At 65.6% G+C, this 15768-nt stretch carries 12 protein-coding genes; all 12 read right to left on the bottom strand.

What is annotated here, in order from left to right; translation table 11 throughout:
* Window positions 1-10 precede the first annotated feature (10 nt).
* The 12 genes from tssG to tssJ all read right to left on the bottom strand — a co-directional run bounded on the left by tssG (window position 11) and on the right by tssJ (window position 15755).
* Window positions 11-1114: a type VI secretion system baseplate subunit TssG gene (gene tssG, locus ACSQ3D_RS05200; protein ID WP_056409712.1), complete on the bottom strand. Its 1104-nt coding sequence runs from the start codon at window positions 1112-1114 to the stop codon at window positions 11-13.
* Entirely contained in the window at window positions 1111-2985 is a 1875-nt protein-coding gene (tssF, locus tag ACSQ3D_RS05195; protein ID WP_056409710.1) for a type VI secretion system baseplate subunit TssF, read from the bottom strand. Before tssF ends, tssG begins: the two co-directional genes overlap by 4 nt.
* Before the next feature lie 16 nt (window positions 2986-3001).
* Window positions 3002-3529, bottom strand: coding sequence for a type VI secretion system baseplate subunit TssE (gene tssE / locus ACSQ3D_RS05190; protein ID WP_056409707.1), 528 nt, complete (start codon window positions 3527-3529; stop codon window positions 3002-3004).
* Between the two features lie 12 nt (window positions 3530-3541).
* Window positions 3542-4327: a type VI secretion system accessory protein TagJ gene (locus ACSQ3D_RS05185; RefSeq protein ID WP_436126131.1), complete on the bottom strand. Its 786-nt coding sequence runs from the start codon at window positions 4325-4327 to the stop codon at window positions 3542-3544.
* A gap of 371 nt (window positions 4328-4698) precedes the next feature.
* Window positions 4699-6198, bottom strand: a complete 1500-nt coding sequence (gene tssC / locus ACSQ3D_RS05180; protein WP_056409701.1) for a type VI secretion system contractile sheath large subunit — start codon at window positions 6196-6198, stop codon at window positions 4699-4701.
* Between the two features lie 26 nt (window positions 6199-6224).
* Window positions 6225-6773, bottom strand: coding sequence for a type VI secretion system contractile sheath small subunit (gene tssB, locus ACSQ3D_RS05175; RefSeq protein WP_056409698.1), 549 nt, complete (start codon window positions 6771-6773; stop codon window positions 6225-6227).
* Window positions 6774-7078: 305 nt separating this feature from the next.
* Window positions 7079-8080, bottom strand: coding sequence for a type VI secretion system protein TssA (tssA, locus tag ACSQ3D_RS05170; protein WP_436126130.1), 1002 nt, complete (start codon window positions 8078-8080; stop codon window positions 7079-7081).
* A gap of 44 nt (window positions 8081-8124) precedes the next feature.
* Window positions 8125-8868 carry a type VI secretion system-associated protein TagF gene (gene tagF / locus ACSQ3D_RS05165; protein WP_436126129.1) on the bottom strand — a complete coding sequence of 248 codons (744 nt, stop codon included), beginning with the start codon at window positions 8866-8868 and terminating at the stop codon, window positions 8125-8127.
* Window positions 8850-12482, bottom strand: coding sequence for a type VI secretion system membrane subunit TssM (tssM, locus tag ACSQ3D_RS05160; RefSeq protein WP_056411473.1), 3633 nt, complete (start codon window positions 12480-12482; stop codon window positions 8850-8852). Before tssM ends, tagF begins: the two co-directional genes overlap by 19 nt.
* Before the next feature lie 2 nt (window positions 12483-12484).
* A complete protein-coding gene (locus ACSQ3D_RS05155) occupies window positions 12485-13741 on the bottom strand; it encodes a DotU family type VI secretion system protein (RefSeq protein WP_326938662.1) in 1257 nt (418 codons plus the stop codon).
* Window positions 13742-13837: 96 nt separating this feature from the next.
* Complete coding sequence (tssK, locus tag ACSQ3D_RS05150; RefSeq protein WP_436126128.1) at window positions 13838-15172, bottom strand: type VI secretion system baseplate subunit TssK; 1335 nt, start codon at window positions 15170-15172, stop codon at window positions 13838-13840.
* Between the two features lie 4 nt (window positions 15173-15176).
* Window positions 15177-15755, bottom strand: a complete 579-nt coding sequence (gene tssJ, locus ACSQ3D_RS05145) for a type VI secretion system lipoprotein TssJ (protein ID WP_235503833.1) — start codon at window positions 15753-15755, stop codon at window positions 15177-15179.
* Window positions 15756-15768: the final 13 nt, after the last annotated feature.

The following is a 15768-nucleotide window of genomic DNA, read 5'->3' as shown; positions in this document are numbered from 1 at the left end:
AGGTGCCCGGCTATGCGGGCCGCGGCGTGGCGGCCTGGGCCCTGACCGGGCGGCCGCGCGACTGCAGCCAGCTTTCCGGGTCGATGCGGAAGTCGTCCGCGTCGCGGGGCGCGGGGCCGTCCAGCATCCAGCTGGTCCAGCCCAGGCGGGTTGCGCCGCCCAGGCGCGTGCCGGGGACTTCCTCGCGCTGCAGCACCAGCTCGAAGTCCCAGGCGTACTCGATGCCCAGGTAGCTGCGCACCCAGTCCACGAGGGCGTTGAAATCGGGTTGGCCGGGCAGGAAGCGTTCGTACTGCGCGAGTGTCATGGGACCGATGCGCAGGCGGAACTTGCTCTGCGCGTCGGGCACCCGCGATCCCACCACGGTGTCGACGCCCAGCTGCGAGTTGCACGGATGCCGCGACAGGCGGGTCTGCTGGGATGGCTCGAGTTCCAGGAAGTGCAGGCAGTACTCCTGCAGGACCACCGGCACCCCGAAGTAGCTCCCGATGGCGCGCTGCAGTCCCTCGGGGTTGCGCGTGGTGCGCGTGAGGTGCCCGGCCATGTGCAGCTTGGCATGGTCCTCGACGGCATCGCGCTGGCGTGCCGTCGGTTCGCCGATGCCGACGATGCTGGCCAGATGGCGCCCGAACATGCCGTCGCCTGGGCGGTCCAGCGACACGGTGGGCTGCGCGTCGGCCCAGGCCCGGAAGAACAGCAGCAGCAGCCGGTGGTGAAAGATGTCGGAAAACCGCGCGAGCGTCGGGTCGTCGAACTGGCGCTGCCGTTCGCGGACGTATTCCGTCAGGTGGGTCGGCATGGGACCGTTGGGTCCGTACAGGCCGAAGTTCCAGACGGTCAGTCGCTCCGGCTGGCCCGCCACCGGCGGCAGCAGCTCGGCGATGGTGGCCGGCGCGAAGGCGAGCGAGGGGTCCTGCCCCAGGCGGATGGGCTCGGCCTGCGGGCGCGCGGCGCGGCCCAGGGGCGGCAGGTCGGGGTTGCGGGCCTGCAGCCACCGCAGCGTGAAGAACAGGTCGAAGGCATGGGGGTCGCGGCGCAGCCGCTGCCACAGGTCTGCCGTTTCGCTGTGCCGCCGCGCGGCGCGGGGCTGGGGGGACGTGGCGGCGCCGCTCATGTGTTGGGTCTCTGTCCGGGGCGGACTTCCCACTTGGCCACCGGCCCGCGCTGCCGTGAATGCAAGGACAGTTCGGTGAAGCTGTTGACGCCCACGTGGCGGGCAAAGAAGCGCTCGAGCACGCACGCCAGGGGCCAGGCGCTCACGCCGGCGAACGAGGACTCATCCACCGTCAGCGTCACGCCCACCCCGCGGCCGTAGACGAGCTGCCGGTGCTGTGCGAGGCGCCGGGTGATGGGCCGGATGCTGACCTCCTTGAGCCCCGCGACCTGGCCCGCCAGCGCGTGGTTGCCCAGCGCGAGGTAGAGGTTCATCAACTCGCGCAACGTGGCGGCGCCTTCCTGGTCGGACAGGTCGGTCATGGCCAGGTAGTTCAGCGACAGGTGGGAGATCAGTCGCCAGGTGATCTCGTTCTCCGCCACGCTGCCCATCGGGCGCGAGGGCCCGGCGATGGTGCGGATGGCTCCGATGGGCGCGGAGTCGAGCGTGATGAAGTCCCCCTCGGGCTGGTTGGTGGGCATCAGCAGGGGCAGGTCGCGGTTGGTGCAGAGCGTGCGCACGGACAGCTGCTTGAGGTCGTCCGAGAACGGCGCGGCGCGCTGGTCCACCAGGGACAGGAACACTTCGCTGCCCAGGTACTGGGTGCGCGGGCCAAAGCGCACCGCGTGCTCCGAGAACAGGCGGGGCTCGCGCCGCATGGCGAAGTACGCCTGGTCGTCCGAGCGGATGCCGTGCACCGATGCGTACAGCGGAACGAAATCGCGGTCGTTCACCTGGCCTTCCTGGTGGCCGGTCACGCTGAGCACGCTGTAGACCTCGAAATCGCGCGGACGGGTGCGCTCCATCACCACGTGGTATTCGTTCATGTCCGCGGACACGTGGATCCGGTCTGCCATGCGCTCGAACAGGTTGATGGCGGGCGTGCAATGCAGCAGGAAGTTCTGCCGATCCACCACGGGCTCCAGCTCCGGGCTGGCCTTGCGCAGCAGCAGCGTCATGGCCAGGCGCCTTGCCGGAACCTGCCGCAGAGAGGCGGACAGGCCCTGGATCGAGAAGAACCGGAAGCGCGGCGGAAACGCGAAATACTCGTGCAGCAGCCGGTGCCCCTGGAACGCCCTGTGCGAGTAGGGCAGCAGCGCCTGGCGCTGTTCGTAGCCCTCGGCCTGCAGCGCCTGCGCCGGCAGGTATCCGTACACGCGGGTGGGGTCCTGCACATCGTGCAGCACGATGCCAAGGAGCGACTCGTGCAGCACCTCCTGCAGGTGCGAGGCCACGGCGTCCGTCGCGTGGATGTAGAAGTCCAGCCGGTCCATCGGCAGGTGCGCGAAGTCGGTGGCGCCCTGGGTCTCGAGTTCGAGGCGCAGATGCCCTGCGGGCTCATGCGGCAGTCCAAAGCGTGCCAGCGGCAGGTCCAGCGGCGGCCCGCCCAGTGCGGCCCGCGCGAGCGACACCGGCCACAGTGTGACGTCGTGCCCGGTGCGGAAGTCGCACGGCGTCTGATCGTCCGTGGTCTTGCGGGACCGCAGCATGCTGCCTGCCGGCAGGCAGTAGCCGTCCGCGACGTTGCCCTCGGTGTCGCTGGGCGACATCTGGACCACGACCATCGCAGGGGTGGGTGCCAGGTAGTGCGGGCACACCATCTCGAGGATGCGCTGCGACAGCCGCGGAAACTCCGCGTCCATCTTCATCTGCACCCGTGCCGTCAGGAAGCTGAAGCCCTCCAGCAGGCGCTCGACATACGGGTCCGCAACGTCCAGGTCGCGCAGGGCCAGGCGGCTGGCCACCTTGGGAAACGCCGCGGCAAACTCGGCCCCGAGCTCACGCAGGTAGGCCAATTCGCGGTTGTAGTACTCCACCAGGCGCGGATTCATCGGTGCTCTCTCACGGTCAGCTTCTCAGGTCCGATACCACGACCTGCCCGGTTTCCAGGTCCAGGCTGGTCTTGAGCAACAGCTCCAGCGGGTAGGGCATCGACCAGAACTGGCAACGGATCTCGAACTGCAATGTGTTGTGATGGTTCAATGAGTCGAACGATGGGAGCAGCGTCACCGTCAACGAATCCGGCAGGACGCGGGGCTCGAACGCGAGGATGGCGCGGCTCACGCTGGCTTCGACATCCTTCCAGTCCAGATCGGACAGGAGCTTGCCCGCCAGTGGCGCCATGCCGTAGTTCAGCGTGGACCGCTCCGCATGCGGCAGGCCGTCGAAGTCGATGTGCCCCGATGCATTGCTCGCGTTCAGCAGCCACCCGAGATCGCGCAACAGCGCGGTCCGCAGGCGTGACTCGGTGACGTACACCGCTTCGGCCTGCTCCGTTCTCTTGGTGGGTTCGTGGTCGGTCAGCCGGTCCAGCAGCGCCGGCTGCAAGCGGTCCTTCTCGGTCCCGAACCCGCTCAGTCGCCTGCTGGGCAGCATGGTGGGTCCGCGTCAGGCGTTGAAGGCGATGGTGCGCACGTCCAGCAGTGCATGGTCGCCCTGGTCGGAGATCAGCACCCGCTGTCCCCGGCCTGCGACATGCTCGCCGCCGATGTCCGCCCATTCGGTGCGCCGCGCCAGGCGCAGGCTGTCGTCGTCGCCGGCCTGGGTGGGATAGCGCGCAGGGACCAGCCCCTGCAGCGTGCTCTCGTTGACCAGCGTGATTTCGGCGGGTTGCCAGACCAGGTCGCGCAGGTCCTGGGGCTTTTCGAATGCCAGGCTGCGCACCGCGGAGTAAGGCACCCAGTAGTAGCAGCCGTTGGCGTGAAGCTCCAGCACCGGCCCGAGCCGCGAGTCGGAGTCGCACAGCCATTCGAACGGCTCGCCATTGATCTCGCCCGGGCAGGCAGGGGCCATGTCCAGGGCCTGGGTGCGCAGGTTCAACGCAGCGTCCTGGGAACCTTCCGACTGGGCTTTCAACGCGTCCACCATGTAGCTCATCCAGGCCGGTGGCTCCCCCAGGATGTAGGGCGTGCGGCGCCCTGCAAACACTTCGGTGCGCAGGAGTTCGCACCGCATGGCTTCCCGGTAGGCATGGGCCATGGGAATGGCCTTGGGATCCAGCTGCCCGCACACCTGCAGCTGTGCCAGCGCCTTGTCCCAATCGCCAAGGACTGCCAGCAGCTGGAAGTAGAACGTGCGCAGGGATGCCTTGGCAGGCTCCGCGCGGATCGCATCCTTGACGCTGCTCAGTTGAAGGTCGAGGGGGCTTTGGGAGTCAAAAAGGGCGGCAGTCACGTTGAAAGCTCATGGAGGTCTGTGGCGCCGAGGCGTCCACGGTGGTTGTACGAACTGTCGGTTCCGGGCAAGCCCCGGCAGAACCGGCGGTGTCCAGCGCGCTTGCCTTCGGTTGCAACCCTGCTCCCTGGCCGGTGCTTGTGCGGCACCCGATGTCAGTGCGTTGCAGGCGATGTCCAGGGCCTCTGCGTTGTCTGCGCTGGCCCTGGTCCAGCACCTGTGCGCAATGCCCGGGCGTCGCAGTCCATGCCGGACGCCGGGAGGCTACGCAGGCTGCCTTTCGGTGCCACGGCACCCAGGACAGCGCGCGTTGCGCCGGTCGTTGCAAGGCTGCAGGGCAGCCGCGCACCGACCGCAGGCACACAGGGGGATCAGTTGCCCGCTTCCTTGACGGATGGCAGCTTGGACACGAGGCGCAAGGAGACGGTCAGGCCTTCGAGCTGGTAATGCGGGCGCAGGAAGAACTTGGAGGTGTAGTACCCCGGGTTGCCTTCCACCTCGTTCACTTCGACTTCGGCAGCGGCCAGGGGCTTGCGTGCCTTGGTTTCCTGCGATGAGTTCGATGGGTCTCCATCGACGTAGTTCATGATCCAGTCGTTCAGCCAGCGCTCCATGTCGCTGCGCTCCTTGAACGAGCCGATCTTGTCGCGCACGATGCACTTGAGGTAGTGGGCGAAACGGCAGCAGGCGAACATGTAGGGCAGGCGTGCCGACAGGTTGGCATTGGCCGTGGCGTCTGCATCGTAGTACTCGGCAGGCTTGTTGAGCGACTGGGCGCCAATGAAGGCGGCCACGTCCGAGTTCTTGCGGTGCACCAGCGGCATGAAGCCGTTCTTGGCCAGCTCTGCCTCGCGGCGGTCGCTGATGGCGATTTCGGTGGGGCACTTCATGTCCACGCCGCCGTCGTCGGTCGGGAAGGTGTGCGCGGGCAGGTTTTCCACCGCGCCGCCGGATTCGACACCGCGGATGGACGTGCACCAGCCGTAGTACTTGAACGAGCGGTTGATGTTCACCGCCATGGCGTACGCCGAATTGGCCCAGCAGTACTTGCTGTGGTTGCCGCTGGCGGTTTCTTCTTCGAAGTCGAACTCGTCCACCGGGTTGGTCTTGGCACCGTAGGGCAGGCGCGCCAGGAAGCGTGGCATGGCCAGACCGATGTACTTGGAGTCGTCCGACTCGCGCAGGCTGCGCCAGGCGGCGTACTCGGTGTTGGTGAAGATCTTGGTCAGGTCGCGGGGATTGGCCAGTTCTTGCCACGAATCCATCTGCATCAGCGCGGGGGACGCGCCGGAAATGAACGGGCAGTGGGCTGCCGCAGCCACCTTGGCCATTTCACCCAGCAGTTCCACGTCGGGCGGGCTGTGGTCGAAGTGGTAGTCGCCCACCAGGCAGCCGAAAGGCTCGCCGCCGAACTGGCCGTACTCTTCTTCGTAGACCTTCTTGAAGATGGGGCTCTGGTCCCAGCCGACGCCCTTGTAGCGGCGCATGTTGCGGTGCAGTTCCTTCTTGGAGATGTTCATGACGCGAATCTTGAGCATCTCGTCCACTTCGGTGTTGGTCACCAGATGCTGCAGGCCGCGCCAGGCGCCTTCCAGCTTCTGGAACTCCGCATGGTGGATGACCAGGTTGACCTGCTCGGACAGCTTGCGGTCGATCTCCGCGATGATGGCCTGCACCGTCTGGTACGCATCGTTAGAGATGGTGGTGACCGAAGCGAGCGCCTGCTGCGCCAGGGTCTGCACGGCGGCTTCCACCGCGTCGCGTGCCTGGTCGGTCTTGGGCTTGAACTCCTTGTTCAGCAATGCCGCGAAGTCGTGGCCTTCCAACGACTGGGCGGTGGATGATTCGGTGGTGGCTGCTACTGCACTCATGGGTAATCTCCGTTCGCTGTGGCGCCTCAGGCGGCGTCGTTTTGAACTGGGCCCTGGGCGGGCTCAGTGGCGGGTTTGGCACTGGCAGCCAGTGACTTGAGCAGTGCGGGGTCCTGCAGCACCTTGCGGATGAGTTCTTCGGCGCCTTGCTTGCCATCCATGTAGGAAAGCAGGTTGTGCAGCTGGGTGCGTGCTTCCAGCAGGGTGTTGAGCGGGCCGATGTTGCGGGCGACCGCCGCCGGCGAGAAGTCGTCCATGCTCTCAAAGGTCAGGTCCACGCTCAGGTAGCCTTCGCCGGTGAGCGTGTTGGGCACCAGGAACGACGCGCGGGGCTTGATGGACTTCATGCGGGCATCGAAGTTGTCGATGTCGATGTCCAGGAACTTGCGGTCAGCGATCTCGGGCAGGTTCTCCAGCGGCTTGCCGGAGAGGTCGGCCATCACGCCCATCACGAACGGGATATGCACCTTCTTTTCCGAACCGTAGATTTCCACGTCGTACTCGATCTGCACACGCGGCGCGCGGTTTCTGGCGATGAACTTCTGTCCGCTTTTTCCCACTTTGGTGATTGACATGCTTACCTCTCTCAAGTTGGCTGGCCGATAAACCCGTGGCCAGCGCTAGGACGGCCATTTGGTTCAAATGCTTACAAAGTTGTGTGAATTCGCTACGGTTTGTGGTCGCCGCAACGAATCGTTCCTGGGTGCCATGCTCCGACCACCGCGTCCGGAGCATGAACAAGTGACACCTGCTGCGCAGAATCTCTCTTCGGCGGCGGAACAAAGCACGATTCCATGCCTGTTTTGCGCGCCCAAAAGCTATGTCACTTCGGTGCTTCAGTATCCAATCTGCCTATGAAGTGACTGTTACAGTTCGTTCTTCAGGAGGGTTGGTCGGGCTGCACCCCGGTGATCACTTCGATCTGCTGAAGACTCTGGGGGGCGAGCTCGCGCAGGATGTCGATGAAGCTCATGCCCATCAGCTTCGCGGACCGGCGAATGAGGAGGGAGGCCGGATTGGTGGGTTCCGTGGATTCGAGGAACTCGGCGATCTTGACCAGCTGCTTGATGGCGTCGTCCCGGGTCCTGATTTCCAGTCCTGCGGCGGGCGGTTGGATGGTCACCGTCGCCGCATCGGGGGCCTGGCCCGCAGCCGCGGCTTCGGCGACCTTCTCTCCTTTGGGCAGCAGCGCATTGAGCAGCGACACCAGGGACTGGATGTTTCCGAGGTCGGGCTGCTGGTGGTGGGGCAGCTTGTCGGCGCAGATCCGGGTGAGCTTTTCCAGGCCTTCCTTCGCCCGGGGCACTGCCAGCAGCAGCGGGTAGCCTTGCTCCAGTGCGCTGCCCATGCCCAGCCGCAGCTGCTCGACGGTGAGCTGGGCGTTCGACTCCGCACGCTGGCCGCGCGCCAGCGCCTCCGCGTCGCGCACCGTGAAACTGCCGAAGTTGGAGGCCAGGAACTCGGTTTGCCTCAATTCCCGCAGCAAGCCGGTCACATCATTGAGCATGGCGACGGCATTCATCCGCATGAAATAGTCGTCGTCTTCCGGCAGTGGATGGATGAGATCCCAGTAGTTCTCGAGCAGGGCGCTCATGAGGCTCAGCCCGCGTGCCAGCCCCACGAATCCCTCCGTATTGGTCCACGATCTGCACAGCAGGCCGGCGATGCGCATGTCCTTGCTTTGCCGCAGCAGCTGCAGGGCGCTGTTCTCCACCGCCTGCCAGTCAGGGTCCTCCGCCGGGATGATGGTGTCGCCGTACTGCTGTTCGATCTTTCCGCGCGCCAGTTGCTCCAGCGCCAGAAACTCCGCCGCGTAGGTCATTTCAGGGCCGCAGGGAGGGCTGGACGGAGCTTCGCTCAGGAGTTCGTCGATGTCGGTCATGGTGGATTCTTGTGGGAAGGGCGAGCCGCTGATCGGCGGGCGGGTCAGGTTCTGGCGAACAGTTGCGTGAAGAGCCACCGGTCGCAAGCGCCTTCGTGCAGCAGTTCCTGGTAGCCCACGCGGATGGTGGGAGAGACCCACCAGAGACTTTGCTCCCGAAGATTCGCGGCGCGCATTCTCCAGTCTCCCGCAGGGAGCAGAACGTTTTCAGCCTGCTGCTCGTTCGCCACGGATTGGTGGGCGCGAGAGGCTTCGCTCAGGTCCGACAGGATGTCGTGGATGAGCGAGGGTTCGCGTTCCATGGCCGGGCCGGCCTCAAACGGGCTGGGCAGCTGGTTGACGCGTCTGTCCAGTTCGTCGACCGACAGCGTTCGGCGCCGGGCGTCCACAATGGCCGCACGGGCGCCGGCCAGGAAGGCCTTGACCGCTGCATCGTCTGCCAATGCGCAGCCGGCCCGGGGCGCAGTGGCCATCACGGTGAGCGGGTAGTAGCGGCCCACACGGTCCATGCTCGGGGCCAGGGCCCCGATCACCGGCGAGCCCGACGCGGCGACACGGGCGATGAAAAACCACAGGGGCGCATTCACGAAGGTGTCCGGCCAGCCGGTGTCGTCCGTGCGGCGCAGCTCGTCCATGCCCGCGCGAAGCCAGGTGTCCCACTCGGTGGTGAGCGCGTGCGACATGCGGCGGCCCGCGAAGTCGCCGAGGCTCGGCAGCTTTCCGTACCAGGCGACGGACGACTGCGCCTGCATGCCGCGGACCTCCATGCCTACAGGTTGCTCGGACATTCGAACTCTTCCATCGCCTTGAGCCGGAACGGGTTGAAGACGCTGCTGGTCGTGACCTCGAACCGGACCCTGCGACCGTCCACATTGAAGACGGCCGTGAACTTCTCCGGCGCATTGCCCGGAAGGATCTGTGCCCGGTCGAACAGCCTGTGCAGCGCCCAGGGGCCTTCCGTGACCAGCCCCGAGTTTTCGCCGGTAGCGCTGGTGATCTGGAGCCTCACCTGGCCCGTGCCCCGCGTTCCAGGCCAGTTCATCGACTTGGGAATTTGCGGGCCGTGTTGGTAGCGGAGCACATCGCCGTCCACATCCAGCACCATCTGGGAAATGTTCGCGTCCATCTCGATGGGCTTGATGTCCAGGCGGATGCCCGGCGCCTTGCCGCCCGCGCGGAAGTAGACGTCGCGGATCGTCGCAGCCTTCTGGAACGATGCGAGCGATGCGGATCCCCCCACCGGCGTTCCGTCCACCCCTTGCTTGAAGGTCCAGGTGTTGGCTGAAATATCGACCATGGGCTGCAGGTTGCTGCGGAAGAACTCGTCCATCACGCCACCGACTGCGAACAGCTTGGCGAAGTCGTCCGCGGTGACGTCGCGCCCCGCACTGCGGGTGAACGGATACCTGCCGAGGATCGCGCGGCGGCAGAAGTCGCCGATGGTGGCATTCAGGTTGCCGCCGATGGTGCTGCGAACGTCGCGTCCCACCATGGTGGATGTCGCTTCGGCCAGGTCCGTGTACATGAGGTTCAGCGGCGGAGGCAGGCGTTTGGCTTCGGCGCGCACCCGCTCCAGTGTCGAGGACAGCGTCGGCGGAATCGTGCCGCCGGATTTCACCTGCTGCCGCGCGGATGCAATCACGGCCGAGGCTTCGTTCAGCACCTGCAGGCTTTGCGTCAGGGGCGACGGACCCGATCCATTGCTGGTCGCCAGGCGCCGGTATTCGCGGAATCGGAAATCCACGATGTCCGCTTCGAGCGTTCCGCTGGGCGTGAGTCCGCCCACGTTGACCTGTTTGCCGGTCAGTCGGCTGAGCTGCCGCTGCTCTTCCCGGATGCGGTTGAGTTTTTCACCCAGCCAGCTGCTGGTGCTGGCACCGCTGTCGGCATCCGCATCGGGGCGACGCGCCAGCGTGGTCTCTTTGGCTACAGCGCGAATGAATTGCTCCAGGCTCGAATTGGCCGAGGAATACAGGCGCGCCTGTTCACCGGCCTGGTCGAGCGAACCGATGCGGGTGGGGCGCACATCGGCCAGGTAGTCCTCCCACAGCTTGGCGTACTCCATGAGGTACAGCCGTTTCACCTCGTTGGCCACCTGTCCCGTCAGCACTTCCTGGGTGGTGCTGCGTTTGCCGTCGGCTTGCCCCAGCACCCAGCCTTCCTCCTTGGACAGGAGGGTGGTCACCTTGGGAAGCTCGTGCAGGAAGACGCCGTGGTATCCGTCGTAGGTGAAGAGCCCGGATATGCCCTGCGTGAGCGGCCTTCCGCTGCGGCGGCTGAACACCTGAGGTGCTTCGGGGCCACTGGCGCGCACGACGCTGAAGTCGGCGGGCAGGTTGTTGCCCGTCGTCAGCAGTTGCTTGAGCCGGCTGTAGGCCCGCTGGGCGGGTGACATCTGCGCCAGGCGCTGCCGGACTTCGGCCACCAGCGCCGTGTCGATCGGGGTGGGCGACAGCACGATGCGTTCGTCCATCAAGCGATCCAGATGGTGCGACAGCCGGTCACCGACACCCGCCTGCACCAGCTGGGGCGTCAGGCTCGCGTCCCATTCGTGGCGGATCCATGCCTTCACGGTGCGCGCGTCGAAGCGGTCGGCGTCGTGGATCATGAGGTAGGCCTTCAGCGCCTCGTAGCTGGCCTCGGGATTGTTGGTCGAGGTCTGCTGCAGCGAACGCCGCAGTTGCCGAACGATTCCAGGCAGCCATGCATCTTCCAGAAGCCGCAGGTAGGTCGTGTCGGCGGCGGTCTCCACCTTGGGTACCTGCAGCAGGCCCCAGCGCCAGCTCACGGGAGGGGAGCCCGTGTACCGCTCGCTGGCGGCCAGCGATTCAGCGTGGTCGAGCAAGGGCAGCAGCGCCACCAGGTTTTCCGGGTCGCCCGTTTTGGCCTCTTCCACGGCCTGGCGCAGGGTGGCGGCGCTCGCCTTGACCTCATCCAGGTAGGCCAGGTTGTTCTGGTTGCTGATGCTCCACGCCAAGGCCGCGCCGCTCAGTGCGAGTGCCAGGCCGATCAAGCCACCAGCCTGCAGCAACCTGAGCTGTCGCTCCTTCTTCGCGTTGCGCCCCGTCAGGCCCGCCTCGTTGAACATCACGCCCTTGAAGAGCGTCTCGATGAAGAAACTCTTGCCTTGCTGGCCCGCGCCGGGCTTGACCTGGCTGGCGATGGAGAAGCGCCGCTTGAGGGCCGACAGCACGCGGTCGAACGGCATGCCTTCCTGGGTGCCGCTGGTGAAGTACACGCCCCGAAACAGCGGCTTTTCCTTGAAGCGGGACGACGAGAACGCTTCCTGCAAGGTCTGGTTCACGACCTCCCGCAGGCCCACGAACTGCTGAGGCAGGGCGTAGATCAGCCCGCGGCGTGCAAGATCCGGCTCTGCCAGCAAACGCTGGGGCAGCAAGCGGTTGATCTGCGCCACCAGCGCATCGAACTCCGCCGTGAACTGCGCGGTCGGATCGGTCGACGGCGCGTTCTCCTGGTACTTCTGCGTGAATCCCCAGACCTGCGAGCGTTCGTCGCGGGTCATCTGGCCGAAGAACTCGTTGAAGCCTGCCAGCAGGTCGGCCTTGGTGATGAGGACGTAGACGGGGAACTTGATGGCGAGTTCGTCGCACAGCTCGCCCAGGCGCGTGCCGATGGTCTTGGCCAGCCGGGCGCGTTCCGCCTCCGTGCTGCTCAACAGCTCCTGCACGCTCAGGGTGACGATCACGCCATTGATGGGCTGCCGCCCCCGGAATCGCTTGAGCAACTGCAGGAAGCCGGACCATGCGGCCCTGTCCTGTACGGCATCGCTCTCTTGCGTGGTGTAGCGGCCCGCGGTGTCGAGCAGCACGGCCTGGTCGGTGAACCACCAGTCGCAGTTGCGCGTGCCGCCGACGCCCCGGATGGAGCCTTTGCCGAATTGCTCGGCCAGCGGAAAGTCCAGCCCGGAATTGACCAGCGCGGTGGTCTTGCCCGAACCTGGCGAGCCGATGATCAGGTACCACGGCAGCTGGTACACGTAGCGCTTGGTGAAGCGGCCGAAGAGCCCGCTTTCCGTCGCGCCGAACCGTGTCTTGGACAGGACTTCGACAGCTTCCTTGAACCGTCCCTCCAGCTCGACCACTTCCTCCTGGCCCGGCGTCAGCTGATCGGGGGCATCGCGGCCCGCGGTGAGCCGCGCAAGCTGCCCCATGAGCTTGTCGTTCATCCGCTTGGCGCGCCACCAGTGGAACAGGAGCTTGATGAACCAGATGGCAAACAGCGCGGCGATCAGCGCCCAGCGGACGCTCTCACTCTCCAGCGGTTGATAGGGCTTGATGTAGACAAGGGGACCGATGAACCAGATCACCAGGCTCAGCAGGACCAGGCCGATGAAGGCCAGGGTGTAACGGTTGAACAGCAGGGCTGCCATATTTCTCAGCATGCTCATTTCCTGATGCCTTCGGTGCGGGGGGCATTGCCGCTGAGCTGCAATTCGTTGTCGCGCACCTGGGGCGCTACCAGCAGGACGATTTCCACGCGCCGGTTTCTTGCCTTGCCTTCACTGGTGGTGTTGGGCGCCACCGGGTCCGCTTCTCCGCGACCCTCTGCGTGCACGCGCTGGCCGTCGCGCACCGTGCGCAGCAGCATGTCGGACACCGACTTGGCGCGGTCCTGGGACAGGTGCCAGTTGGACGGGTAGCGGGCCGTGCGGATGGGCGAGTTGTCGGTGTAGCCATTGACCACCACCTTCCCGGGCACTTCGTTCAGCGCGGTCGCGATGCGCTCGATCACCTGGACGTAGCGGGGCTTGACCACATTGGAGCCGAGGTCGAAAAGCCCGTCGCCCCGAAGAATGATGGTGCTGCGGTCCGCCTGGTCGATGACCTCGACGAGGCCTTCCCGGATTTCGGGTTCGAGGAACTGGCGCAGCCGGGGCTTGTCCACGGTGGCCACCGCCGCGATGGCCTTGGGAAACCGGATGGCGTTGATGGTGGCAAACAGGTCGTCCGACTGTGCGGCAAGCCGGTAGCTGAACCACAGGAAGAGGGCGAAGGCCAGCAGCAGGGCCAGGGCCGTTGCCACCCACAGCGGCACCATCGTCCAGGGGGGCGCCGCTTTGCGCTCTTCGCCTTTCCAGTGGATAGACAGCGCGCCACTGCGGTCGCCGCGCGTGCTTTCGATCAGTGCAAGCAGGCGCGCCTTGAGTGTCTCCAGCTGGCTGCGGCCGTTCTCGATCACCCGGTAGCGGCCTTCAAAGCCGAGCATCAGGCAAAAGTACATCAGCTCGATGAGGTCGATGTGCTGGTGGGGTGTCTGCACCAGCTTGGCCAGCAGCTGGAAGAACTTCTCACCACCCCACGTTTCGTTGTGCAGCGCCACGAGCAGGCTGAACTTGGGCCAGACGCCCGAGCCACCCCAGGGGGTTTGCGCAGCGGCTTCGTCCACCACCGTGCACAGGCAGTACCTGGCGCCGATCACGGTTTCTATCGGAACCCCGGCCACGCCGGCACTGCGCTCGAACTCGCGGATGTTCGTGAGCAGCAGGCGCTGAAAACCTTCAGGGTCTGCGTTGGAGGCCATCGCCCGAATCTGCGGAATCAGATTGAGCAACACGTTGGCCGAAGCGACCAGCGGGTTGCCACCGCTCACCACATCGGGCAGGCTGGTGCGGGGCGCGGCGTTGGCGGAAGGCGCGGGCATGGACGTGTCCAGCAGGCCTGGGTCGACCGGCGCGGTGTGGTCGCTGGCGCTGAAGGCGAAGACGTTGTCCGTCATTTGCATCGTCATGGGTTGTTGTTATCTGCGGATGGCCCAGAACTCCAGCTGGAGCTCCGGGAACTCGCCAGAGACATGCATGGCCAGGCCGCCGGAGCTGTTCAACTGGCGCCATAGGTCGTGGGTGGTGTCGACCTCGAAATACGAATACCCGGCGTGGTAGGGGATCTCGCGCGGTGCGACGGACAGCGACCGCAGGACGACGCCCGGAAGGTGCAGGTTGACGAGGTCCCGGATCTTCTCGACCGGGCCCAGTTTGGTCTGGGTCGGAAAGTGGGTGCGCAGGAATTCCACCGTGGTCTGCGCATGCACAGCGAGCACGAAGTCGCACGTGGTGAGCAGCTCGGTGGACGGGATGAGCGCCACGCGCACGCCGTACTGCCGCTCTTGCAGTTCGATCTGGATCGCGTTTTGTTCCAGCACCGAAGACAAGCCGCGCCGCAGCTCCAGCATCAGCGGTGGAAAGCAGCTGCGCAGGTCGTCGTGGTCGTAGGCCGGCAAGGGCGCGGGCCGCCGTTGCTCGCGGGTGAAGGTGGCCAGTTCTCCGGCCATCTTCAGAAGGTCATCGAAGAGCCGCTCGGGATGGATGGTGCGAACCCGCACCCAGTGCTCTACCGCGGGCTCCCAGCGGTTGATGAACTGCAGCATCAGGAAATCACCGACCTCGCCCACGCCGCCGCGGCCCGGCTGGATCAGCCGCTCTTCGAGCGCAGCGCCCCGTTGGCGCAGCAGTCCATGCAGCTCCCGGCAGAAGGCGAAAAGCGGCGAGGTCTCGGAGTTGTTCACCACCGTGGGGATGAAGGTCTTGTCCAGAAGTGCCGAGCCGTCGGACTTGCGCTCGACCACATGGGCGACGGGCAGGGAGACCCAGCCATCGGACAGGTCCTGCGATGCGCGCAGGCTGAAGCGGGCAACGCCCAGCTGCACTTCGGCGGGTTGCGCGCCCACGTCATTGACGTCGGCGACTTCCAGCACCTGCGCCTGATAGCGCGTCATCCCCAGGTCCCCTTCGCCCAGCGTGACTTCTGCGCCGCTGCGGCGGCGCATCGGCAGGGACAGGTGCACCAGGGTGTCCTTGGTGTCCTTGCCCACATCCAGCGGCGCCGGGGCATCGTCCACCTGCGGGATGCGGAACGGTGTGCCGTCCGGCAGCACGCCGTGCGCCGATATCACGGCGATCTTTCCCAGTGCCAGCATCTGGGTGTCCAGCGTGAGTTCGGAGAATCCCCAGTAGAACGGCTGTGCGGGGAGTGCGCGCCCCTGCACCAGAAAATCGACGTACCGCTCTTGCTGCTGAAAGTGCTGGGGGCGCAGGAACATGCCCTCGGCCCACACCACCTTGCGTTGCCAAACCATGGTTCTACCTTGAAGTTATTTGATGCTGCACCCGAATGGCTTCCCGCGAAACCGTGACGAGGTAGTGAACGGGCTTGAGCCGCTCTGTTTCTCCCAGGCCCCACCAGCGGCGGCGCATTTCCACCGAGTTCGGTGCATCCACAGAGGCGCGCCACGTGCTGCGCTCCAGGTCTCTGTAGCTGGCAAAGAAGCCGAAGGCGCGCACATCAGGGTTTCCCTTGCGCTCGATGATGCGGCGCTCGCCCGGGGCGATCAGGATCTCCTCGCGCCGCACGAAATCCCCTCCGAGCTGGCTCTCGTCCTTGTCCAGCAGATCGAAGAAGCTAGAGCGCTCGAAGGTCACCGGCGTGCGCAGTTCATAGATGCGCAGCAAGACCGGCTTGGGCATGCCGTCCACATCGGGGTTCAGGCTGCGCTCCGCGATGATCTCGATGATGGCGGGCGGCACGGCGGTGGGCGCTTCCGTCGGGCGATTGAGCGTGTTCACCACACCGCAGCCGGACAGCGAAACCCCCGCAAGCGAGACAAGAGGGGCTGTCTTCAGGATCGTGCGCCGTGAAATGGCGTTCTGGGTCATGCGCATGGCAGCATCCTTC

Origin of the sequence: Acidovorax sp. LjRoot117 (genome assembly GCF_964252695.1) — a bacterium.
Lineage (GTDB): Bacteria > Pseudomonadota > Gammaproteobacteria > Burkholderiales > Burkholderiaceae_C > Acidovorax.
Note: the sequence above shows the minus strand (reverse complement) of the source record. Positions and strands in the feature narration are given on the sequence as shown.

Coding starts and splice junctions, on each gene's coding strand:
- tssA (WP_436126130.1), bottom strand. CDS start 8,080: ATGACCGACATCGACGAACTCCTGAGCGAAGCTCCGTCCAGCCCTCCC.
- tssJ (WP_235503833.1), bottom strand. CDS start 15,755: ATGCGCATGACCCAGAACGCCATTTCACGGCGCACGATCCTGAAGACA.
- tssK (WP_436126128.1), bottom strand. CDS start 15,172: ATGGTTTGGCAACGCAAGGTGGTGTGGGCCGAGGGCATGTTCCTGCGC.
- tssF (WP_056409710.1), bottom strand. CDS start 2,985: ATGAATCCGCGCCTGGTGGAGTACTACAACCGCGAATTGGCCTACCTG.
- ACSQ3D_RS05155 (WP_326938662.1), bottom strand. CDS start 13,741: ATGCCCGCGCCTTCCGCCAACGCCGCGCCCCGCACCAGCCTGCCCGAT.
- tssC (WP_056409701.1), bottom strand. CDS start 6,198: ATGAGTGCAGTAGCAGCCACCACCGAATCATCCACCGCCCAGTCGTTG.
- tssG (WP_056409712.1), bottom strand. CDS start 1,114: ATGAGCGGCGCCGCCACGTCCCCCCAGCCCCGCGCCGCGCGGCGGCAC.
- tssB (WP_056409698.1), bottom strand. CDS start 6,773: ATGTCAATCACCAAAGTGGGAAAAAGCGGACAGAAGTTCATCGCCAGA.
- tssM (WP_056411473.1), bottom strand. CDS start 12,482: ATGCTGAGAAATATGGCAGCCCTGCTGTTCAACCGTTACACCCTGGCC.
- tagF (WP_436126129.1), bottom strand. CDS start 8,868: ATGTCCGAGCAACCTGTAGGCATGGAGGTCCGCGGCATGCAGGCGCAG.
- tssE (WP_056409707.1), bottom strand. CDS start 3,529: ATGCTGCCCAGCAGGCGACTGAGCGGGTTCGGGACCGAGAAGGACCGC.